This is a genomic window from Halomonas sp., assembly GCF_052095765.1.
In the GTDB taxonomy this organism is placed as follows: domain Bacteria; phylum Pseudomonadota; class Gammaproteobacteria; order Pseudomonadales; family Halomonadaceae; genus Halomonas.
The window spans coordinates 22,373-42,978 of record NZ_JBQDJZ010000009.1; the positions used below are offsets into that span (position 1 = coordinate 22,373).

Annotated in this window: 19 protein-coding genes and 1 tRNA gene; 15 read left to right on the top strand and 5 right to left on the bottom strand. The window is 59.8% G+C overall.

Translation table 11 applies throughout. The annotated features are described in order from the left end of the window. The first annotated feature begins 26 nt into the window (after nucleotides 1–26). Nucleotides 27–512: a tRNA (uridine(34)/cytosine(34)/5-carboxymethylaminomethyluridine(34)-2'-O)-methyltransferase TrmL gene (gene trmL, locus ACTH3D_RS02450; protein WP_441664890.1), complete on the top strand. Its 486-nt coding sequence runs from the start codon at nucleotides 27–29 to the stop codon at nucleotides 510–512. Nucleotides 513–534: 22 nt separating this feature from the next. Beyond that, nucleotides 535–2,592 (top strand): DNA helicase Rep, encoded by a 2,058-nt coding sequence (rep, locus tag ACTH3D_RS02455; RefSeq protein ID WP_441664892.1) that lies wholly within the window; start codon nucleotides 535–537, stop codon nucleotides 2,590–2,592. Nucleotides 2,593–2,693: 101 nt separating this feature from the next. Here rep and ACTH3D_RS02460 read toward each other — a convergent pair whose 3' ends face one another. After that, nucleotides 2,694–3,686 carry a c-type cytochrome gene (locus ACTH3D_RS02460; RefSeq protein ID WP_441664894.1) on the bottom strand — a complete coding sequence of 331 codons (993 nt, stop codon included), beginning with the start codon at nucleotides 3,684–3,686 and terminating at the stop codon, nucleotides 2,694–2,696. A 163-nt stretch (nucleotides 3,687–3,849) separates the two neighbouring features. Between ACTH3D_RS02460 and ACTH3D_RS02465 the strand changes: the two genes are divergently transcribed. Beyond that, nucleotides 3,850–3,926, top strand: a tRNA-Arg gene (locus tag ACTH3D_RS02465). Nucleotides 3,927–4,092: 166 nt separating this feature from the next. Here the strand turns inward: ACTH3D_RS02465 and ACTH3D_RS02470 are convergent. Both ACTH3D_RS02470 and ACTH3D_RS02475 read right to left on the bottom strand, forming a co-directional pair. Beyond that, entirely contained in the window at nucleotides 4,093–6,984 is a 2,892-nt protein-coding gene (locus tag ACTH3D_RS02470) for an insulinase family protein (protein WP_441664896.1), read from the bottom strand. A 10-nt stretch (nucleotides 6,985–6,994) separates the two neighbouring features. After that, nucleotides 6,995–7,672: an SOS response-associated peptidase gene (locus ACTH3D_RS02475; protein ID WP_441664898.1), complete on the bottom strand. Its 678-nt coding sequence runs from the start codon at nucleotides 7,670–7,672 to the stop codon at nucleotides 6,995–6,997. A 144-nt stretch (nucleotides 7,673–7,816) separates the two neighbouring features. Here ACTH3D_RS02475 and ACTH3D_RS02480 point away from each other — a divergent pair, with 144 nt between their 5' ends. Both ACTH3D_RS02480 and ACTH3D_RS02485 read left to right on the top strand, forming a co-directional pair. Then, nucleotides 7,817–8,428 carry a TetR/AcrR family transcriptional regulator gene (locus tag ACTH3D_RS02480; protein WP_441664900.1) on the top strand — a complete coding sequence of 204 codons (612 nt, stop codon included), beginning with the start codon at nucleotides 7,817–7,819 and terminating at the stop codon, nucleotides 8,426–8,428. A gap of 29 nt (nucleotides 8,429–8,457) precedes the next feature. Next, nucleotides 8,458–9,126, top strand: coding sequence for a 1-acyl-sn-glycerol-3-phosphate acyltransferase (locus ACTH3D_RS02485; RefSeq protein WP_441664902.1), 669 nt, complete (start codon nucleotides 8,458–8,460; stop codon nucleotides 9,124–9,126). Nucleotides 9,127–9,132: 6 nt separating this feature from the next. Here ACTH3D_RS02485 and ACTH3D_RS02490 read toward each other — a convergent pair whose 3' ends face one another. Together ACTH3D_RS02490 and ACTH3D_RS02495 are read right to left on the bottom strand one after the other, a co-directional pair. Further along, on the bottom strand, nucleotides 9,133–10,392 hold the full coding sequence (locus ACTH3D_RS02490) for an HlyC/CorC family transporter (protein WP_441664904.1): 1,260 nt from the start codon (nucleotides 10,390–10,392) through the stop codon (nucleotides 9,133–9,135). Nucleotides 10,393–10,461: 69 nt separating this feature from the next. After that, the gene (locus ACTH3D_RS02495; protein ID WP_441664906.1) at nucleotides 10,462–11,274 is read right to left on the bottom strand and encodes a cytochrome C assembly family protein; all 813 of its coding nucleotides are present in this window, start codon (nucleotides 11,272–11,274) and stop codon (nucleotides 10,462–10,464) included. Between the two features lie 305 nt (nucleotides 11,275–11,579). On the opposite strand from ACTH3D_RS02495, the gene ffh reads away from it, so the two are divergent. The 10 genes from ffh to ACTH3D_RS02545 form a co-directional block, all read left to right on the top strand. Next, on the top strand, nucleotides 11,580–12,968 hold the full coding sequence (gene ffh / locus ACTH3D_RS02500; RefSeq protein WP_441664908.1) for a signal recognition particle protein: 1,389 nt from the start codon (nucleotides 11,580–11,582) through the stop codon (nucleotides 12,966–12,968). A gap of 243 nt (nucleotides 12,969–13,211) precedes the next feature. Beyond that, entirely contained in the window at nucleotides 13,212–13,460 is a 249-nt protein-coding gene (gene rpsP / locus ACTH3D_RS02505) for a 30S ribosomal protein S16 (RefSeq protein WP_441664910.1), read from the top strand. Between the two features lie 5 nt (nucleotides 13,461–13,465). Then, nucleotides 13,466–14,014 (top strand): ribosome maturation factor RimM, encoded by a 549-nt coding sequence (gene rimM, locus ACTH3D_RS02510; protein WP_441664912.1) that lies wholly within the window; start codon nucleotides 13,466–13,468, stop codon nucleotides 14,012–14,014. A 29-nt stretch (nucleotides 14,015–14,043) separates the two neighbouring features. Beyond that, a complete protein-coding gene (trmD, locus tag ACTH3D_RS02515; protein ID WP_441664922.1) occupies nucleotides 14,044–14,817 on the top strand; it encodes a tRNA (guanosine(37)-N1)-methyltransferase TrmD in 774 nt (257 codons plus the stop codon). 223 nt (nucleotides 14,818–15,040) lie between these two features. Beyond that, complete coding sequence (rplS, locus tag ACTH3D_RS02520) at nucleotides 15,041–15,397, top strand: 50S ribosomal protein L19 (protein WP_441664914.1); 357 nt, start codon at nucleotides 15,041–15,043, stop codon at nucleotides 15,395–15,397. A gap of 120 nt (nucleotides 15,398–15,517) precedes the next feature. Then, nucleotides 15,518–16,414 carry a site-specific tyrosine recombinase XerD gene (gene xerD / locus ACTH3D_RS02525; protein ID WP_441664924.1) on the top strand — a complete coding sequence of 299 codons (897 nt, stop codon included), beginning with the start codon at nucleotides 15,518–15,520 and terminating at the stop codon, nucleotides 16,412–16,414. 3 nt (nucleotides 16,415–16,417) lie between these two features. Then, the gene (locus ACTH3D_RS02530; protein WP_441664916.1) at nucleotides 16,418–17,161 is read left to right on the top strand and encodes a DsbC family protein; all 744 of its coding nucleotides are present in this window, start codon (nucleotides 16,418–16,420) and stop codon (nucleotides 17,159–17,161) included. Between the two features lie 39 nt (nucleotides 17,162–17,200). After that, entirely contained in the window at nucleotides 17,201–18,517 is a 1,317-nt protein-coding gene (locus tag ACTH3D_RS02535; RefSeq protein WP_441664918.1) for a homoserine dehydrogenase, read from the top strand. Nucleotides 18,518–18,520: 3 nt separating this feature from the next. Beyond that, nucleotides 18,521–19,909 (top strand): threonine synthase, encoded by a 1,389-nt coding sequence (thrC, locus tag ACTH3D_RS02540; RefSeq protein ID WP_441664920.1) that lies wholly within the window; start codon nucleotides 18,521–18,523, stop codon nucleotides 19,907–19,909. Between the two features lie 95 nt (nucleotides 19,910–20,004). Then, nucleotides 20,005–20,606: DHH family phosphoesterase (locus ACTH3D_RS02545; RefSeq protein WP_441664926.1), on the top strand; the 602-nt coding region annotated here is incomplete at its 3' end.

Here is a 20,606-nt window from a genome sequence, read left to right on the forward strand (position 1 = left end):
AGCCTGGCTGTGCGTCGGCCGCCGCCATGCTTGATATCGTCCTCTATCAGCCCGAAATTCCGCCCAATACCGGTAACTTGATCCGATTGTGCGCCAATACCGGCTTTCGGTTGCACCTGATCGAGCCGCTGGGCTTTGTGCTTGACGACAAACGCCTACGGCGCGCCGGGCTCGATTATCATGAGTGGGCCAGGGTGCGTGTGCACCTTGACTGGCCGGCATTTCTTGAAGCTGTGGCACCGTGCCGGGTGTTTGCTGTCACCACGCGCGGATGCACTGGCTATCATGAGCCCGCTTACCGTGAAGGCGATGCGCTGGTGTTTGGCCCCGAAACCCGCGGCCTGCCGCTGGCGATGATCAATGCACTGCCACAGGCTCAGCGTCTGCGCTTACCGATGTTGGCTGATAGCCGCAGCCTGAATCTGTCTAATGCCTGCGCGGTGGTGGTGTATGAGGCCTGGCGTCAGTTTGATTTCGCAGGCGCTGTGTTGCCGAGCGAGGAGAGCCTTTAATGACATTTCGCAGGAATCCTTCATGACACTCAGCATCAGCCGCCGGCTGGCCACGCTGAACCCGAGCCAGCGTGAGGCGGTCAAGGCCATTGACGGGCCTTGCCTGGTGCTGGCCGGGGCGGGATCGGGCAAGACCAGCGTGATTACCACCAAGATCGCCTACCTGGTGCAGGAGTGTGGCATGAGCGCCCGGCGCATTGCCGCCGTAACCTTTACCAACAAGGCCGCCCGCGAGATGAAGGAGCGGGTCGGCAAGATGTTGCAGGGCCGAGAAGGCCACGGCCTGACCGTCTCCACCTTCCATACGCTGGGCCTCAACATCATTCGTGGTGAACTCAAAGCGCTGGGCTATAAATCGGGTTTTTCGCTGTTTGATCCGGAAGACGCCAAGGCGTTGCTGCGCGACTTGATGAATAAAGACGCCCAGATTGATGCCGACCAGATCAACCGGGTGCAGTCGGTGATTTCCAACTGGAAGAACGACCTGGTGCTGCCCGGTCAGGCGCTGTCCCACGCCGCCGATGACGACGAGCTGTTTGCTGCCCGGGTCTACGAGGCCTACGTGCGCCATCTCAAGGCCTACAACGCGGTGGACTTTGACGACCTGATCCTGCTGCCGGTGGTGTTGCTGCGCGACGATCCGGAGGCGCTGGCCCGCTGGCGGCGTAAGATCCACTACATGCTGGTGGATGAGTACCAGGACACCAACATCAGCCAGTACATGCTGGTGCGCATGCTGATGGCCGAGCGTCGGACCTTTACCGTGGTGGGCGATGACGACCAGTCGATCTACGCCTGGCGCGGCGCGCGGCCCGAGAACCTGGTCACCCTGGGTGAGGATTTTCCGAGCCTCAAGGTCATCAAGCTGGAGCAGAACTACCGCTCCACCGGCACCATCCTGCGTGCCGCTAACGCGCTCATCAGCAACAACCCCCACGTTTACGACAAGACGCTGTGGTCCGACAAAGGCGAAGGTGATCCGATCCGTGTGGTGGTTAATCGCCATGAAGAAGCCGAGACCGAGCGGGTGGCCAGTGAGATCCTGACACGGCGCATCAAGGAAAAAGCCGCCTGGCGTGACTTCGCGGTGCTGTATCGCGGCAATTTTCAGGCGCGGCTGCTGGAACTCAAGCTGCAGCATTACCAGATTCCCTACAAGCTCTCTGGCGGTACCTCGTTTTTCTCGCGCAACGAGATCAAGGACGCCATGGCCTACCTGCGGTTACTGATCAACCCGGCCGACGATAACGCCTTTCTGCGCATCGTTAACGTACCGCGCCGCGAGATTGGCCCGGGCACCCTGGAGAAGCTGGCCAACTATGCCAGCGAACGTGGCAGTTCGCTGTTTGCCGCCTGTCATGAGTTGGGCCTGGCCGAACAGCTGCCCACCCGGGCAGTCGACCGGCTGGGGCGTTTTACTCACTTTATTGACGGCGTACGCCAGCGCATGGATCAGAACGATGCCATGGCAGCGATTCGTCAGATGATGCACGACATGGATTACGAGGCGTGGCTGTACCAGAACGCCAGCGCCCCGACCATCGCCGAGCGGCGTATGGCCAACGTGTGGATTTTGATCGACCAGCTGGAAAAGTCTATGCAGCGCGACCCGGAAGAAAGTACGGAAAGCGGTGACACTGAAACCGACAGCGTGGACGCGGCGATCTCGCGGCTGGTGCTGCGCGATATTCTTGAGCAGCAGGCCGAGGAGGACGACTCCGATCGGGTGCAGCTGTTGACCATGCACGCCTCAAAAGGGCTGGAGTTCCCTCATGTGTACCTCATGGGTCTGGAGGAAGAGCTGCTGCCACACCGTAATGCGATTGAGTCAGGCACGGTGGAAGAAGAGCGTCGTCTGGCCTATGTGGGCATCACCCGGGCGCGTCAGACATTGACCCTGACGCTGGCCCGCCAGCGCAAGACTTACGGCGAGCTGATGGACTGCACCCCAAGCCGTTTTCTCGATGAGCTGCCCGATGAGCTGCTGGAGTGGGAAGGCCGCGCCGACCGGGAAGACCCAGAGCGCAAGCAGGCGCGCGGTAAGAGTGCTATTGACGGGCTGCGCTCGTTGCTGGGGTAGCCGCTGCAGTGAATGGCGTGTAGCCGTTGTAAAAAGTCAGGCCCCAGATACCGGGGAGATATCTGGGGCCAGTTCAGCATGCTGAATGAAACTTGGTGTATTTAACGCGGCTGCTGGCTGTAATACTCTGCAATATCAACGATGTCTTCGTCAGACAGGCTCGCAGCCATTGGTGTCATGACGGATGACATGCCGCCTGCACGCTCGCCGGCACGGTAGGCCTTCATGGAGCTTTCCAGGTAAGTGGCATTCTGCCCCGCAAGGTTGGGGTAGATTGGGGCTGTGCCGTGGCCGTCCTGACCATGGCAGGCCACACAGACGGTGATCTTGCTGGCGCCAGGCAGGTCTGCGCCAACTGGCTCTTCAGCGGCTGCGACTTCGGTAGCGGCCGCTGTCTCGGAACTGTCCTGAGCGGCTTCCTGCTGTGCTTCATCCTGCTGTGCTTTATCCTGCTGTGCGGTATCCGTATTGCCGCTGCTATCAGTGGCGGCGACTTGCTCTTCGCCTTCAGCTGTAGCTGCGTCATCATCTGCTGCTGCCTCGTCGGCAGCCGCGTCCTCAGAAGCATCGTCAGCGGCTGGTGCTTCATCGGCAGGTACGTCCATTACCGGTTCAAGCATGTACTTGGTTGCCGCCAGCATCTCTTCGTCGCTGAGGTTAGGATTGCCGCCACGTGCAGGCATGGCATTGAAACCGTTGACGGAGTGATCCAGCAGGGTGTCAAAGCCTTTGGTCACGCGATCAGCCCAGGCGGCTTCATCCCCGTGAATAGGCGCACCGGCGACACCGGCATCGTGACACACCATGCACACGCTGTTATAAATGGCTTGGCCATCGGCGCTGCCACCCGACGAGCTGCTGGCAACTGCTGGCGCCGCCGCGGCACTGCCACAATCCTCGCCCTGCAGGCAAAGTTCACCGACGGGTGCCAGGCGCTTTGCGATAGCCGCGTCTTCGGCATTCTCCTGAGCGACTGCAGCGCCGGCGCCCAGGGCGAGGGCGGCTACACACCCGATGATCAGCTTGCTGGATTTCACTATCACCACCTCTTTGACGGTCTTGTAGACTAGGTCACGGTCGACATCATGACGCATTGTTTTACGGTGCAAGATTCAAGATGACGACAAGTATACCGCCATCACAGGCGGCTGGAAAATAGCGAGCCTCATGTAGGCAGGTAAAATCCGCTTATGGACACTCGAGTAGCTGCAAGGTAGGATAGCGCTCGCTTGATCAGGCATTCGCCGCAAGCTGTGCGCGCCCGTAGCTCAGCTGGATAGAGTACTGCCCTCCGAAGGCAGGGGTCGCAGGTTCGAATCCTGCCGGGCGCGCCAAAAAAAGACATGTAGAACGGTCACTTAGCGAATCAGCTTGGTGGCCGTTTTTTTGTTTGGCCCCCCCCTTGCTTCCTGGTCAGACTGGTTTTATCTGCTGGTTGAATCGCCCCAAGGCGCAATGGGCACCTGGGGCGTCTTCAGTGGGTTCGGCAACCCCGGAGCATCATTTTTCAGTTGCTTGTTCCGGCAGCGCTTTCAGCTGTGTCTTGAGCGCCATGATATCCGTTGCGCTGTCACCGGGATCGTGGGTGATTGTCACGCTGGGGCTTTCCAGCAGGGTCTGCCAGGCGCTGCGGATGTCATCGGGGCTGGTCTGGTTCACCTGCTCGGCCAGCCGTTCGTGGCGGTCGAAGTCGGTATCCTCCATGGCCAGGGCGTACCACAGGCGGTTGGCCTTGCCGGAAAGTGAGGTGTCGCGCTGCAGTAGGTTTTTGCGAACCGCTGTTTTCCACGGCGCCAGTGCTTCTTCATCGAGGCTTTCCAGCTGTTCGCTGAAGGCGACGATCACCGCGTCCATGCGCTCATCAATGGTGGTGCTTGGCGTGTCGGGCGACTGCACCAGAAGGCTGATGCCTGGCGCGGAGAGCAGCGGCTGGTAGCTGGCGTTGACTACATAGCCAAGCTGCTGCTCTGTGCGTAGCTGCTGATAGAAGGGCGTCTCCAGTATTTGGCCAATCAACATCAGCGTTGCCTGGCTGGCAATCGAGCGGTCTGGCCCTTGCAGGTATCGCAAGACCAGCGATTCGTCACGCTCTGAATCCGGCGTCAGGCGCGCCAAACTCTGGCTTGCCTGAAGTGGAGTCAGCTCGGGGATAGTATCTGCGGTGACACTGGGCGACAGGCTGCCGATCAGCAGTTCCGCGGTGTCAGTCGCGCCGCGGGTATCGATATTGCCGACAACCATGGCCTCCAGATACAGCTGGTTGAGGAAGCTGGCGCGGAAGTCTTCCAGATCTTGCAGACCAATATTTTCGCTGGCATTCAGCAGGGCTGAGCTTGACCACTGGGACTCGATCAGCGCCTCGCCTAGCGTCGCGTTTGCCTGGGAATAGAGCGTATTGCGCGGCGCGTTGCGCCAGCTGCGCTGCAGGTTGTCGAGCACACGTTCCATGCTCTGGGAGTCAATGTCGGCCGTCTGCAGCTGATCGATGATGCGCTGCATCAGCGGGGCCTGACCGTCACGCCAGCCAGAAAAGCTCAGCGTGATGCCGCGGCCATGGGCATAGGCATTGGCGCTTTGGCCGGCCAGCCGTGCCGGGTAGAGCTCATCGTTCAGACTGTCGTTTAGCCAGCCGGCCAGTAGCTGCGCCAGCACCGCCTGGCGTGCATCGCTGTTGCTGTCAGGGTTTTGCAGGCTCAGGCGCCATTCTGTCTTGGGTGTGCCGAAGCTATTGTCCGGCAGGTGCCAGGCGCTGGCGTAGGGCGTGTCAATGAACTGTATCGGCGTGGCTTGCGTGCCATCGAGCACTGTTAGATCGTTGGCGATGTAAGGGTTAGGCTCCGGCAGCTCGAGGCCCGGCAGTGGTTGGGCATCACCCTGTGATGGGTCAACGGGAGCCCAAGGCGTGTCAAACCAGGGAGTGGTCTGCTCGCCTTCCACGTCCGGCCCGCTGAACAGCCGAAGCATGGTGTCAGGGCTGGCCAGTGCGAGCCAGTCGGCCACCTGCTGCTGTTCCAGGCCATCCATGCGGTAGGGAGCGTAGAGCACGTCTTCAAGCGGATACTCGGCAAGCCCCATGGACAACCGCATGGCCGATTGCAGCGCGCTGCCGTGCTGTTGAAAACGGAAAGCCTGTTCGTTCAGGCTGGCCTGCTCGTCATAGCGCCAGTCGTTGATGCCCTGGTTGCGAATCAGCTCGATGGTGGCAAACAACGAGGCCTGGATGCGTTCAATTTCTTCGGCACCTTCTGGCGTTAGGCTGATATTGATAGCCAGCAGGGCGTTGTTGCCATCGCTATAACCAATGCCTGCCGATAGGCCGTTGGCCCAGCCGGCATCGCGCAGCACGCTGAGTAGGCTGCCTTTGCCTTCATGGCCCAGCAGGCTGGCAATGTAGCTGGCCGACTTGTGCTGGTAGTTGTTGCTCGGGTCGGGTATTGGGAAGTAGAAGCTGAGGCTGCGTTCGTCGCGTAACGACTGGAGCTTGGCGGCGGCGGGCAGGCGGCTTTGCTCAACCAGTTCGGCATCAATTACCGGCACTTCAAGGCCCCGGGCTGGCAGGTCAGAAAAGTCGCTGGTGACCAGATCCTCAAGCACTTCTATGGGCTGGGGGGCTACCACGGTCAGCTGCATGACGCTAGGGCCATAGTGCTGCTCGTAGAAGTCGATAACGCGTTCACGCAGGCTGGGCTCGCCCTCTGGTCGGTCAGCCAGGGTTTGCTGATTACCTACCGAGAAGTTAGTCACAGGGTGCTCAGGGTTCAGCAACTCACCCAGCACCGAGTTGTGCCGACGGCTCTCGTCACGCATACGTGCGACATACTCTGAGTGCACCACCTGGCGCTCACTTTCCAGCCGGTCGGCATTGAACAGCGGGCTGACAAAGAAGCGGCTGAAGCGGCTCAATGCGCCAGCCAGGGCGTCTGGCTCGATAGAGAAAAAATAGTTGGTGTTGCGGCTAGCGGTAAAGGCGTTGTGCTGGCCGCCATGCTGGGACAGGTAGCCCTGGTAGGCGTCGGCCTCGGGATAAGGCTCGGTGCCAAGGAATAGCATGTGCTCAAGGTAGTGGGCCAGGCCGTTCAGGTCAGCTGGGTCTTGGGCGCTGCCAACCTCCACGTTAAGCGATACGGCAGCTTTGTCGGCCTCCGGGTCGCTGACCAGCAGCACAGTCAGGCCGTTGTCCAAGGTCATGGCGCGGTAGTCGCGGGTGTCATTGGGGCTGACCTTGGGGTGCATCGTAGTGTCGATGCTGGCGGATTCAGCCTCGTTGGCAGGGACCTGACTTGGTTCAGTCTCAGCAACGGCAATCGCAATCATCCCGGTCAGCAGACTGCCAAACACGGCGGCTGCCACAGGGGCGAAGCGGAATATCACGAAACGGCGGGGCGACGACATTGTGTCTCCTTCACGATGTGGTCAGGCGCTGCATGGGGCCGACAGGATAGGCGCAGGCAGCTGACTGATGACGAGGGTCATTGACTTGTCTAGATACCGGAAAAGCGCCCAGGAGTTCCCCGGGGGCTGGCTTCAGCAGCGCTTCCAGTTGCTGCTTTGGGGTGGCAGGCGCCAGCCAGGTCAGCGCATCGCGATGATCAATAATACCCGGTAAGCGGTCGGTAAGTGCTGACAACAGCGAGTTGGCCGGAACAGTGATCAGCGCCATGGAGTCATTGTGCTCGGTCAAGCTGGTATGGAAGCGACACCAGATACCGGCCAGCAGCAGCGGGCCGCGGTCTGCACGGGTCACTAGATACGGCTGCTTGCTGCCGCCGCGTGATTGCCACACATAAATACCGCCCACCGGCACCAGGCAGCGTCTGGCAGCAAAAGCATCGCGAAACATGGCGCGCTGGTCGAGCGTCTCGGCCCTGGCACAGTGTGGTGCGTGATCGAGCACTTTCAGCCAGGGCGGCGTCAGCCCCCAGAAGGCATTGACCAGGGAGAGTCGCCCGCCTTCCTGCCGGATTATTGAGACAGGGCGACGGGGTGCCATGTTGGGGCTGACGATGGCTTCTTGCGGCTGCCACAGATCAGGTAACAGCGAATTAAGATCGAAAGGGGGTATGTAAAGTCTGCCGGCCATGTGTCCTCCGCATTGGTGCAACAGCGTACCCGTCAGCGTGAAATGAGGGAAGCGTCAGGCGACAGGGCTTGCGCTGAGCGGCAGAGACGATATGCTAGTAGAACAGTGTTCGAAATCGAGCACCACTCGTCCGTGAGGATTCCAATGGCTCGTCCCAGACAACACGCTCCTGAGGCGCTGCATGCCCAGGTGATGGCAGCAAGTGCCGCTTGGTTAGACACTCAGCCGGTGCACAAGCTGTCGCTGCGCTTTCTTGCGCGTGAAGTTGGCTGCGCGCCGAGCACGCTGCTCAAGCTGTATGGCAGCTTTGGCAACCTGCTGCAGCACGTCAACCTAGAAACGTTGGCGCGACTGCACCAGGCTGTCGCGCCGCTGCTGGATGAGCCCAGCCCTGAGGCGCGGCTAAAAGAGTTGGCCATGGCTTATTGGCAGTTTGCGCGTTCAGACGCTTACCGCTGGCAGCTGTTGTTTGATTATCCGCTGGCCCAGGAAGGCGAGCTGGATCGTCGCCAAAGCGACATGATTGAAGGGCTTTTCCTGCGAGTGGAAGGCAGCCTGAAAGAATATCAGCCCAACCTTGGCGAGGCGGAGGCCCGACGACTGGCCCGGACCCTGTGGGGAAGCGTGCATGGCCTGGTGCAGCTGGGCCTCAATGAGCGCCTAGGGTACTGGCAGAGTGAGCCACTGGAAGTAAAAGAGCTGCTTGAGCAGCTACTGACGACAATGCTGAACGGGCTGCGTGTTGATCGGCCATGATAACAAGCGAGAACAACAGCAAGAGTCGCATGACAGAGCACTCTGCGTCCGTGCGTATCCTTCCCCGGCGCATGGTGCGTTGTATGGTTTACCTGATCACCCGCGTACTGTATCGGCTGCGCTTCAGTGGCAGCCAGCACCTGCCGGTCAGCGGGCCGGCGATTGTTATCTGCAACCATGTCAGCTTTGTTGATGCGCTGGTGATTGGTGGAGCCAGCCCGCGCCCTTTGCGCTTCCTGATGGACAAACCGATCTATGACAACCGCTGGATGAACTGGCTGTTCCGGCTGGTCGGTGCCATTCCTGTGGATACTGAGCGCAGGGACACGGGCAGCCTGCGAAGAGCGCTGGATGACGTCAGTGTGGCGCTGTCGCAGGGTGAAGTCGTGATGGTGTTTCCTGAAGGGCGCCTGACGCCTGACGGTGAGGTTCAGCGCTTCCGCCGTGGTCTAGACATCATACTGGCACGCAATCCTGTGCCGGTGGTACCTGCTGGCCTATCGGGCCTGTGGGGTTCCTGGACGTCGAACAAGGGCGGTCCGGCGCTGAGCAAGTGGCCACGGCGTTTTCGTGCCAGGGTAGTGCGTCACTTCGGAGAGCCAATCGCACCGGAGGCGGCGACCAGCGGCCACGCAGAGGCGCGGGTGCGGGCGCTCAAGCAGGAGGCCGACGGCTGGATCACCCCGCCCAAGCCGTGACGCTGCTCACGCCAGCCAGCAGCGTGCGGTGGTAATTAGGTTGCCGCGAATTTCGAGGATTTCCATGCGCACCTCGCCAATTTGCAGGCAGGTAGGGCCGACGGGAAATGACTCAAGGTGCTCAAGAATCAGGCCATTCATCGTCTTGGGGCCGTCGGTGGGCAGGTCCCAGCCCAGCGCCTTGTTGACCTCGCGAATGCTGGCAGTGCCTTCAATCAGCTGGCTGCCATCGACCTGGGGATGCACGTCGCGATCCTGGTCGGCCACATCGGTGGTGAACTCGCCGACAATTTCTTCAAGAATATCCTCAAGCGTAACCAGACCTTCCACGTCACCATACTCATCCACCACGATGCCGATGCGGCGCTTCTGTTTCTGGAAGTTGAGTAGCTGGGTGTGCAGTGGCGTTGATTCGGGGATGAAATAAGGCTCACGCGCTTCCTGCACAATAGCGGCTTTAGTGATTTCCTGCTTGGTCAGGAAGCGTGCTGCATTGCGCATATGCAGCATGCCGATGATGTTGTTGATATCGCCTTTGAACACCGGTAAGCGCGTGTGCTGGCTAGTGCGAACCTGCGCCAAAATGGTCTCTAGGTCGTTATCAAGGTCGATGCCAGCCACTTCATGGCGCGGCACCATGATGTCGTTCACCGTGACATTTTCCAGGTCGAGAATCGAGACCAGCATGGCCTGGTGGCGACTGGGTATTAGCGGGCCGGCCTCATGCACAACGGTGCGTAGCTCTTCGCGGGTCAGTTCGTCGCTGCGATTTTCCAGTGTTTTTACGCCCAGCAGGCGCAGCAAGCCGTTGGAAATGATGTTGACGACCCATACCAGGGGGTACAGCACCTTGAGCAGCGGCTCGAGAATCAGCGAGGCCGGATAGGCGATGCGCTCTGGCTTGATGGCCGCATAAGTCTTGGGTGTGACCTCGGCAAAGATCAGCACGATGATGGTCAGCAGTGAGGTGGAGATGACCGGCCCGCTAACTTCACCGAAAAAGTGGATAGCGATGATGGTGGCAATTGAGGCAGCCAGGTTATTGACGAAGTTGTTACCAATCAGGATAACGCCAATCAATCGGTCGGGGCGGCTGAGCAGGCGCATGACACGCTGGGCACTGCTTTCGCCGCTGCTCGCCCGATGGCTCAGCCGATAGCGGTTGAGCGACATCATTCCTGTCTCGGAGCTCGAGAAGAAGGCGGAAAGACAGATGAGTAACAGCAACAGGCTGAGCAGCAATCCCAGTGGAAAGTTATCGCTCAAGACAGGATATCCTTTATGCGTATCAGATTCGTGTTGTAGGGGCTGCCCGGCGGGCTGTCAAGAGTGAGGTTAGCCACGGCCAAGCAGGATCTCGAGGACAAACTTGCTGCCAAAGTAGGCCACTAGCAGCACGACATAGCCGACCAGCGTCCAGCGTACGGCACGCATGCCCCGCCAGCCAAGCCAGTGGTGCCCCGCCAGCAGGCACGCAAGGATGCACCAGGCAATCAGCGACAGAGCGGTCTTGTGGGCCAGGTGCTGAGCGAACATGTTGTTGAGAAATACAAAGCCGCTGGCAACCGAGAGCGTCAGCAGAACCATGCTGATCCAGATCAGCTCGAAAAGGATGCGTTCCATGGTGGTCAGTGGTGGCAGCGACTTGGCCAGTCCGCTCAGGCGGTGATGACGCAGGGCATGATTCTGGAAGCCAAGCAGCACCGCCTGGATGGCGGCAATGCCAAGTACTGCAAAGGCCATGGCAGAGCTTAGTGCATGCAGGGCGATGCCAGGTGTCATACCGGTTGCCATGTCAGTGCCGCGCTCATGGCTCGGCAGTCCGGCAGCCAGCAGGAGGGCGAGGCCGGCAATAGGAAACAAAAAAGCCGAGATGCTGAGTACGGGTTTGAACAGGCTGACAACCAGTAACGTGGCAACGGCAACGCCACTGGCCAGCACCACGCTGGTAGACAGGCCGGGCAGCAGGGAGTCGCCATGGGACAGTAAGCTGATGGCCAAGGGCAGATGAAAGAGCAGGCCCAAGAGGCCGAAGCTGCGGACCAGTGCCGGCTTAGGCGTTGCCCGTCCTGCCAGACTGAGCCCCTGCCAGGTGGCGCCTGCGAGGTACATGAAAATGGCCATCAGGGCCAAGGGGAGCGCATGCATCGTTTGCCTGCCTGTCCGTGGGTCGGCGCCAACCAATGGCGCCACTGAAATCGAGAAGACAATACTATACCGAATCACTGCCGCCCCGCACAGGTGACCCGTTGGTGGGTGTTGGCATGGAGACTCGCTGTCACAAAGCGTATAATCCGTCACCATTTACAGGACAATCCAGAGCAACCTTTTCTTGCACGGGTCTTGCACGGGTTCACATGCCCGGCCCACAGAGGGCGACCAACAGGTGTCAGGGTTGCAGCTGGAGGGTTCCCGGCCATCGTTATGTTGGCATCGTTATTTTGGAGAGGCCCATGTTTCAGAATCTGAGTGATCGTCTGGGGCAAACGCTCAAGTCGATCCGTGGTCAGGCGCGCCTGACCGAAGACAACGTCAAAGAAACCCTGCGTGAAGTGCGCCGGGCGCTGCTGGAGGCCGATGTTGCCTTGCCGGTGGTCAAGGACTTCATTGAACGAGTGCGTGAGCGCGCCGTCGGCCAAGAGGTGTCAAAAAGCCTCTCGCCGGGTCAACAGTTCGTCAAGATCGTCCAGCAGGAGCTTGAGACGACCATGGGCGAAGCCAACGAGGGTCTTTCCCTCAAAGGCTCGCCGGCGGTGGTGCTGGTGGCTGGTCTGCAGGGCGCTGGTAAGACGACGTCCATTGCCAAACTGGCGCGTTATCTGCGCGAGCGCGAAAAGAAAAAAGTGTTGGTGGTGTCAGCGGACGTGTATCGCCCGGCAGCCATCGACCAGCTCGAAACCCTGGCCAAAGAAGTCAGCGTTGACTTTTTTCCGTCGCGCAGCGATCAGAAGCCGGTAGATATCGCCAAGGCCGCGATCAAACATGCCAATATCCAGTTCCACGATGTGCTGTTGATCGACACCGCCGGTCGTCTTGCCGTAGATGAAGCCATGATGGCGGAGATCAAGGCGCTCCACGAAGCCGCTACGCCGTCTGAGACGCTGTTTGTGGTGGACTCCATGACCGGCCAGGACGCCGCCAATACGGCCAAGGCGTTCAGCGAGGCGCTGCCGCTGACCGGTGTGATCCTGACCAAGACGGACGGTGATGCGCGTGGTGGTGCTGCGCTTTCGGTGCGCCACATCACCGGCAAGCCAATCAAGTTTATGGGGGTTGGCGAGAAGGTCGATGCCCTGGAGCCGTTCCACCCGGAGCGTGTGGCCTCGCGTATCCTCGGCATGGGCGACATGCTATCGCTGATCGAGGAAGCCGAGCGTACCGTTGACAAGGGCAAGGCCGCAAAGCTCGCCAAGAAAGTCAAGAAAGGCGGTTTTGATCTTGAAGACTTCCGCGAGCAGCTGCAGCAGCTCAAGAAGATGGGTGGTATGGGCGGCATGCTCAGCAAGTTGCCTGGCATGGGTCAGATGGCCGAGTTAGCCCAAGGCCCTGGGCCAGAAAAGGAGATGGGTAAGCTCGAGGCACTGATCAACTCAATGACGCTGCATGAGCGCCGTCGCCCGGAGATTATCAACGGCTCGCGTAAGCGTCGTATCGCCGCCGGTGCGGGGCTGCAGATTCCCGACCTGAACCGCCTGCTCAAGCAGCACAAGCAGATGCAGAAAATGATGAAAAAGGCCGGCAAAAAAGGCGGCATGCAGAATATGATGCGCGGCATGTCCGGTATGATGGGTGGTCGTGGGCCGGGTGGCCCCGGCGGTCCGGGCAGCTTCCCGGGGCGCTGATTGGCCTTTTTTCAGCGCTCTGGAAGACAGATTTGGCGGCAGCAGCAGGGCGGTCGCCGTCAAAAGCTTCCCAAGTCGGGAAGATTTCCGTAGAATGCTGCCTCCTCATGGCTGGCGGAGTGACTTTTGGCCCGTTTGCTGTGACCCGATATTGCGATGGCGAGTCTTTCGTCATCATGATCAGCGGCTGCAGGCACTGCTTGTAGCGCAACATTTCAATCTCCAACGAAGGACAGTCAACGCATGGTTACCATTCGTCTGGCACGTGGTGGCGCCAAGAAGCGTCCCTTCTACCATCTGACCGTGACCGATTCACGCAAGTCACGCGATGGCCGTTTCATTGAGCGTCTGGGTTTCTTTAACCCGGTGGCTCGTGGTCAGGAAGAGCGCCTGCGCGTCGACCTTGATCGCATCACACACTGGCAGGAACAGGGTGCCCAGCTCTCTGACCGTGTCAGCGAGTTGGTCAAGGAAGCGCGCAAGCAGGCGTGATGCCAATGAGTCAGACGCAGAAGCCAGCAAGTGATGACCACGTGGTGCTGGGCAAGTTGACCAGCCCCTACGGTGTCAAAGGTTGGCTCAAGGTGTATTCCTACACCAGCCCCATGCAAGGCATTCTGGACTATGACGCTTGGATGCTGCGTCATGATGGCAAGCTGCGCAGCTATCGGCTGGCTCAAGGGCGGCCGCATGGTAAAGGGCTAGTGGCGCTGCTCGATGGTGTTGAAGGCCGTGAGCAGGCCGAGGCGCTGGCGGGTGCGGAAATTCTGCTGCCCAAGACCGCGCTGCCTGAACTCGACGATGCGGATGATTTTTACTGGCATCAGTTGATCGGTCTGAAGGTGGTTACGCTTGACGGCATCGTGCTAGGCCATGTCGACAACCTCTTTGAAACCGGTGCTAATGATGTGCTGGTGGTGAAGGGTAGTCCGCAGCAAGGGGATGAGAGCCGCGAGCGCTTGTTGCCTTATCTGTATGGTGATGTGGTCCGTGAAGTGGATCTTGACGCGGGTGTCATGACCGTAGACTGGGATCCCGAATTTTGAGTTCAGCAGTACCGTCAGTGAAACCGTCATTGTGGGTAGGTGTTGTGTCGCTATTTCCTGAAATGTTCGATGCGCTGACGCATCAGGGCGTGACGGGAAGAGCGGTAGAGCGAGGCCTGTTGTCACTGGAGTTCTGGAACCCCAGAGACTATGCCACGGATCGTCATCGCACTGTGGACGACCGGCCTTACGGCGGCGGCCCGGGCATGCTGATGAAAGTAGATACGTTACGCTTAGCAATTCACGATGCGCGGCAGCGGGCACAGCAGGTGAGCGGAGAGCGGCCCTGGGTGATCTATCTTTCGCCGCAGGGGCGCAGGCTGGACCAGCAGCGGGTGCAGGAGTTGGTCGCAGGACCGCCATTGATTGTTGTGGCCGGGCGCTATGAAGGCATCGATGAGCGGGTGGTAGAAACGGACATCGATGAAGAGTGTTCTATCGGAGACTATGTGCTGAGCGGCGGTGAGCTGCCGGCCATGGTGCTGATCGATGCAGCGGCAAGATTGGTTCCCGGCGTGCTGGGCCACCAGGATTCTGCTGTGGAGGACTCCTTCAATGATGGGTTGCTGGACTGCCCGCACTATACGCGGCCAGAGGAAATCGATGGCCGTCAGGTGCCGGACGTGTTGCTCAGTGGCCACCATGGCGAGATTCGCCGCTGGCGGCTCAAACAGTCGCTGGGTCGTACCTGGCAGCGCCGCCCCGATTTACTGAAAGGGCGGGCGTTGACCAAAGAGCAGCAGACGTTGTTGGCAGAATTCAGGCAAGAGCTCGAAGAAGAGTGCCAGCAAGACCAGGATTAAGGCCGAAGCTGAAGGCAAGAAGCTGACGTCATAAATCAGCAAGGTGGACGCCCTGCCTTGCAGCAAACGATCGCAGAAGTCAGGGGCGGAGGTGCAGAGCAAAGCGGTATAGACCAACTCGCTCTGCGTCAGCAACCGGACTCCCGCGCTTTCGAGCGCCGGGATCACGAAATGCCGATCAATCCATACCGGTGTTTCAGATAAATTTTCAAGGAGTTATGTCATGAGTAGCAAGAACAAAGTGATCCAGGCGATCGAAGCCGAGCAAATGAGCAAAGAAATACCGGCGTTTGCCCCCGGCGATACCGTGATCGTTCAGGTCAAGGTCAAGGAAGGCACCCGCGAGCGTCTGCAGGCCTTCGAAGGTGTGGTGATCGGTAAGCGTAACCGCGGACTGAACTCCGCTTTCACCGTGCGCAAAGTGTCCCACGGTGTTGGTGTTGAGCGTACCTTCCAGACTTACAGTCCGCAGGTTGACTCCATCAGCGTCAAGCGTCGCGGTGACGTTCGTCAGGCCAAGCTGTACTACCTCCGTGAGCGCAGCGGTAAGTCGGCGCGCATCAAGGAAAAGCTGTCCTGAGGCAAGCCGCCTCCGGACTATGGTGAGAGGGCCTGAGCCCCAACTCGCCGATGAAACCCCGTCTCCGCCGCTGCGAGGCGGGGTTTTCGTATATTGGGTACCCGCGTGGAGCCGGTGATGATGGCGCATGATTCCCAAACGCTGCTCGATGCCTTTCTCGACACCCAGTGGCTCGAGCTGGGTGCCAGTGACAATACACTAGCCGCCTATCGGCGTGATCTCATGGCTTGGTGCCAGCATCTTGAACAAAACGCTGAGCACCTTCTCGCGCCTGGCGCCACGACACTGATGAGCTGGCTTGATCAACGTCGCGAGGCCGGCTATCAGCTGCGCAGCAATGCGCGTCTGGTGTCTAGCCTGCGCGGCTTTTATCGCTGGGCGCTGCTTGAGGGGCATATGGATCATGATCCCGTTGCCGACGTCAAGCTGCCGCGGGTTCGCTCTTCGCTGCCCGACACTCTGGAAGAAGATGAAGTTGAGCGGCTGCTAGCGGCGCCCGATCTCTCCACCGACCTGGGGCTGCGTGACCGGGCCATGCTAGAAGTGTTGTACGGTGCCGGGCTGCGTGTCTCCGAGCTGGTCGGGCTGACCACGGATGCGCTGAATCTGCGCCAGGGCGTGGTTCGGGTCAGCGGCAAGGGTGGCAAGGAGCGGCTGGTACCGTTGGGTGAAGAAGCCGTGCACTGGCTGGAACGCTACATACGACACAGCCGGGCATCGCTGATGAGCGACAGGAGCCGTCCGGCGCTATTTCCTGGCCGTCATGATGCCTGCATGACGCGACAGGCGTTCTGGTACCGCATCAAGGCTCATGCGCTGGCGGCCAATATCCAGCGGCCTCTGTCGCCGCATACGCTTAGGCATGCTTTTGCTACGCACCTTCTGAACCACGGCGCTAACCTGCGAGTCGTACAGATGTTGCTGGGTCACAGCGACCTGTCGACCACACAGATTTATACTCACGTCGCACAGGCCCGGCTTGAGGCCCTGCATGCTGACCATCACCCAAGAGGTTGATTGATGAAACTGATATTTCGCCCAATGGCATTCAGTCTGTTGGCCGTCGCGCTGGCCTTGCCCGTCACCGCATCTGCCAGCCCTGAAGAGACTCTGGCCGAGACCCTCACCATTGATGGGCGTAGCCTGCCGATAGACGAAGTCACACAGGCGCCGATAGACGGCCTATTTGAAGTGCGTCTGGAAACCGGTGACACCTTTTACACCACCGCCGAAGGGCGTTATTTACTGGTGGGTGACTTGTTCGAGAACACCGCTGACGGCATGGTTAACCTGACCGAGCAGAAGCGCGATGGTGAGCGGGCGCGCCGCCTGGCTGAGATTGATGAGGAGCAGCGCGTCATCTTCCGTGGCATCGCAGAGCCCAAGGCCACCCTGACCATCTTTACCGATACCACCTGCCCCTACTGCACCAAGCTGCACGAAGAAGTGCCCAAGCTGAATGAAATGGGCATTCAGGTTGATTACCTCGCGTTTCCGCGGGGCGGCATGAAGTCTCCGGGAGCGCGTGAGCTTCAGCAGGTCTGGTGCGCTGACAACCGTAGCGAAGCGATGTCTGCCATCAAACGTGGTGACAGCATTGAGAGTGATGCAAGCTGCGACAATCCGGTCGAGGAGCAGTATCATCTGGGTATAGAGCTGGGAGTACAAGGTACGCCTGCCATCGTTCTGCCTAGTGGGCGTATGGTGCCAGGCTACGTGCCGGCTGAACGCCTGGCTGGGATGCTTGAACTCGATACTGAATAACGGTGATATCACAACTGCCATTCAACAGGGGATAGAACATTGAAACCGGTTAGAGTAGGAATCTGTGGTCTGGGCACCGTCGGCGGCGGTACGTTCAACGTGCTGACACGCAATGCCAACGAAATTGCGCGCCGTGCGGGCCGGCCGATTGTCATCGAGCAGGTGGCGTATCGCACTCCCAACCCTGAATGCGACATTACCGGGGTAAATTCCACGCGAGATATCTTCGACGTGGCGACCAACCCGAACGTTGACGTGGTGGTTGAGCTGATCGGTGGTTACGACACCGCCTATGAGCTAGTCATGGCCGCCATCGAGAATGGCAAGCACGTGGTGACCGCTAACAAGGCGCTGATTGCCGTCCATGGCAACGAAATATTCCAGGCAGCCCACGACAAGGGCGTGATTGTGGCTTTCGAAGCCGCAGTAGCTGGTGGTATTCCCATCATCAAAGCGCTGCGTGAGGGCCTGGGTGCTAACCGTATTGAGTGGCTGGCGGGCATCATCAACGGCACCGGTAATTTCATCCTGACCCATATGCGTGATGAAGGGCGCGCCTTCGAGGACGTGCTGGCCGAGGCCCAGGCACTGGGCTATGCCGAAGCAGATCCGACGTTCGATGTCGAAGGCATCGACGCCGCGCACAAGCTGACCATTCTGGCCTCGATCGCCTTCGGTGTGCCGTTGCAGTTTGATAAGGCGTATACCGAAGGCATTTCCAGGATCACCGCCGATGACGTGGAGCAGGCCGATAACCTGGGCTACATCATCAAGCACCTGGGGATTTCCAAGCGCACAGAGGATGGGCTTGAGCTGCGCGTTCACCCCACGCTGATTCCCAAGCAGCGGCTGCTGGCCAACGTGCACGGTGTCAAAAACGCGATTGCCGTGATGGGCGATGCAGTTGGCCCCACGCTGTATTATGGCGCAGGCGCTGGTGCTGAACCTACCGCGTCGGCAATCGTGGCGGATCTGTTGGATGTGGCCCGCAATATCAACACCGATCATCACTACCGGGTGCCCTATCTGGCATTCAGCGGCGTGGGGGAAGACACCGATCAGCCGGTGATTCTGAGCATGGAAGACATCACCACCGCTTACTATCTGCGGCTGCTGGCCGTTGACCGGCCCGGTGTACTGGCCAGGGTGGCGACGATACTGGCTGAAGAGGGCATCTCGATTGAGGCGCTGATCCAGAAAGAGTCCACTGAAGGTGAGCTGGTGCCAATCATCCTGATGACCCACCGCACCCGCGAAAAGAACATGAATGAAGCGATCCGCCGCATCGAGGCCATGGTCGATATTGCCGGTGATGTGACCCGTATTCGCGTCGAGTCTCTGGACGAGCAGGAATAAAACATGCGTTATATCAGCACCCGCGGGAAGGCGCCCGCGTTGAGCTTTGAGGAAGTCGTGCTTACCGGCATGGCCAGCGACGGGGGCCTCTATGTGCCGGAAAGCGTGCCGCAGCTGTCCGCCGACGACCTGGCCGGAATGGCTGGGCTGTCCTATGCCGAGATTGCCTTTCGAGTCATGCAGCCCTATGTGGGCGGTGAAATTGACGATGAGACCTTTCGTGATCTGGTGACTGACGCCTACGCCACCTTCAGCCACGAAGCGGTGGTGCCGCTGAACCAGCTCGACAGCAACCACTTCCTGCTTGAGCTATTTCACGGCCCGACACTGGCCTTCAAGGACATCGCCCTGCAGCTGCTGGGGCGGATTCTTGATCACTTCCTCAGCAAGCGCGGCGAACGTGCGGTGATCATGGGCGCCACTTCCGGCGATACCGGCTCGGCGGCCATCGAAGGTTGCCGTCACTGCGACAACCTCGACATCTTCATTCTGCACCCGCATAACCGCGTTTCAGAAGTGCAGCGCCGCCAGATGACGACAGTGTTGGCGGATAACGTCTTCAACGTCGCTATCGAGGGCAACTTCGACGACGCCCAAGCCATGGTCAAGGCCAGCTTTGCTAACCAGGACTTCCTCAACGGCACGCGGCTGGTGGCGGTGAACTCGATCAACTGGGCGCGCATCATGGCCCAGATTGTCTACTACGTCGCCTCGGCTGTGGCGCTGGGCGCACCGCACCGCAAGGTCAGCTTCTGCGTGCCGTCGGCCAACTTCGGCAACGTCTTTGCCGGGTTCATGGCTTTCCGCATGGGACTGCCAGTGGAGCGTTTCGTGATTGCCACCAACGCCAACGATATCCTGCACCGCACGTTGGCAGGCAACGACTTCTCCAAGCAGGAGCTGATCGCCACTCTGGCGCCATCCATGGATATCGTGGTGTCGTCCAACTTCGAGCGCTTGTTGTTTGAAGCCTATGACCGCGATGGCAAGGCCGTGGATGCATTATTGGAGCGCTTCCAGCAGGAGCCAGCAGCTCTGGCCGATGCGCCCCTGGCCAAGCTGCGTGAGATGTTCGCCAGCCACAGCGTGGATGACAGCACCATTCTGGAAACCATCCGTGAGGCACACTCTCACACCCAGGAAATCCTGGACCCGCATACCGCCACCGGCTATCGCGCCGCTCAAGAGCAGCGCGGTAACAACACTGTACCGATGGTGACACTGGCCACTGCGCACCCAGCAAAGTTTGCCGAAGCGGTGGTTAAGGCCGGCTTCCCCGGCGTGCCGTTGCCGCCACACATGGAAGATCTGCTGGAGCGTGAAGAGCGCTACACTGTGCTGCCCGCCGAGCTTGCCGCTGTGCAGCAGTTTGTGGCCGAGCAGCGTCGCTAACGGTTGTCGAGCAGCGTCGCTATAACGTAGGAAGGTAGGAAAGAAAGTAGGGGAGAAGGGTGGAACATCTTGCGTCGGTAAGTGTGCCAGAAAGCGTGCCTGTGGCTGAGCGCCCTGATGCACTGACGCCCCGGTTAGAGCCGCGTTCCCGGGATGCCGGAATAGAAGCCCGCGCCCTGGCAGAAGGGCTGACACCACTTCAGGCGCGGGTGCTGGCTGGTCGTCTGGAGGGCTACGACGGCGAGCTGGCTCCGCTGGTCTCACCGAGCCTGCGCCATCTGGTGCACCCTGAAAAACTCCGCGATGCTCGGCGCGCCGCCGAACGCATCGCTCGAGCAGTGGTCGATGGCGAATCGATCGGCATTCTGACCGACTACGATGTTGACGGTATTACTTCCCATGTAGTGATTCGGCGTACCCTAAATGAGCTGTTCGGCGTGCCGGAAAGCCGTCTGCACAGCCTGATCGGCCATCGCATCAATGACGGCTACGGTATCAGCCTGCCGTTGGTGGAGCGTACGCTTGCGCTTGCGCCCGCACCGAGCCTGGTGGTCACCGCGGACTGTGGCAGCTCTGATGAGCCGCGTATCGCAAGGCTTAAGACGGCCGGTATCGATGTGGTGGTCACCGATCACCACGCTCTGCCGCTGGAAGGCCCGCCGGCCTCGGCCTATGCCACGGTCAACCCGACTCGCAG

Coding starts and splice junctions, on each gene's coding strand:
- ACTH3D_RS02530 (WP_441664916.1), top strand. CDS start 16,418: ATGAAACTGATATTTCGCCCAATGGCATTCAGTCTGTTGGCCGTCGCG.
- rplS (WP_441664914.1), top strand. CDS start 15,041: ATGAGTAGCAAGAACAAAGTGATCCAGGCGATCGAAGCCGAGCAAATG.
- ACTH3D_RS02460 (WP_441664894.1), bottom strand. CDS start 3,686: ATGCGTCATGATGTCGACCGTGACCTAGTCTACAAGACCGTCAAAGAG.
- ACTH3D_RS02495 (WP_441664906.1), bottom strand. CDS start 11,274: ATGCATGCGCTCCCCTTGGCCCTGATGGCCATTTTCATGTACCTCGCA.
- rimM (WP_441664912.1), top strand. CDS start 13,466: ATGAGTCAGACGCAGAAGCCAGCAAGTGATGACCACGTGGTGCTGGGC.
- ACTH3D_RS02475 (WP_441664898.1), bottom strand. CDS start 7,672: ATGGCCGGCAGACTTTACATACCCCCTTTCGATCTTAATTCGCTGTTA.
- ACTH3D_RS02485 (WP_441664902.1), top strand. CDS start 8,458: ATGACAGAGCACTCTGCGTCCGTGCGTATCCTTCCCCGGCGCATGGTG.
- ffh (WP_441664908.1), top strand. CDS start 11,580: ATGTTTCAGAATCTGAGTGATCGTCTGGGGCAAACGCTCAAGTCGATC.
- ACTH3D_RS02480 (WP_441664900.1), top strand. CDS start 7,817: ATGGCTCGTCCCAGACAACACGCTCCTGAGGCGCTGCATGCCCAGGTG.
- xerD (WP_441664924.1), top strand. CDS start 15,518: ATGGCGCATGATTCCCAAACGCTGCTCGATGCCTTTCTCGACACCCAG.
- thrC (WP_441664920.1), top strand. CDS start 18,521: ATGCGTTATATCAGCACCCGCGGGAAGGCGCCCGCGTTGAGCTTTGAG.
- trmL (WP_441664890.1), top strand. CDS start 27: ATGCTTGATATCGTCCTCTATCAGCCCGAAATTCCGCCCAATACCGGT.
- rep (WP_441664892.1), top strand. CDS start 535: ATGACACTCAGCATCAGCCGCCGGCTGGCCACGCTGAACCCGAGCCAG.
- ACTH3D_RS02470 (WP_441664896.1), bottom strand. CDS start 6,984: ATGTCGTCGCCCCGCCGTTTCGTGATATTCCGCTTCGCCCCTGTGGCA.
- rpsP (WP_441664910.1), top strand. CDS start 13,212: ATGGTTACCATTCGTCTGGCACGTGGTGGCGCCAAGAAGCGTCCCTTC.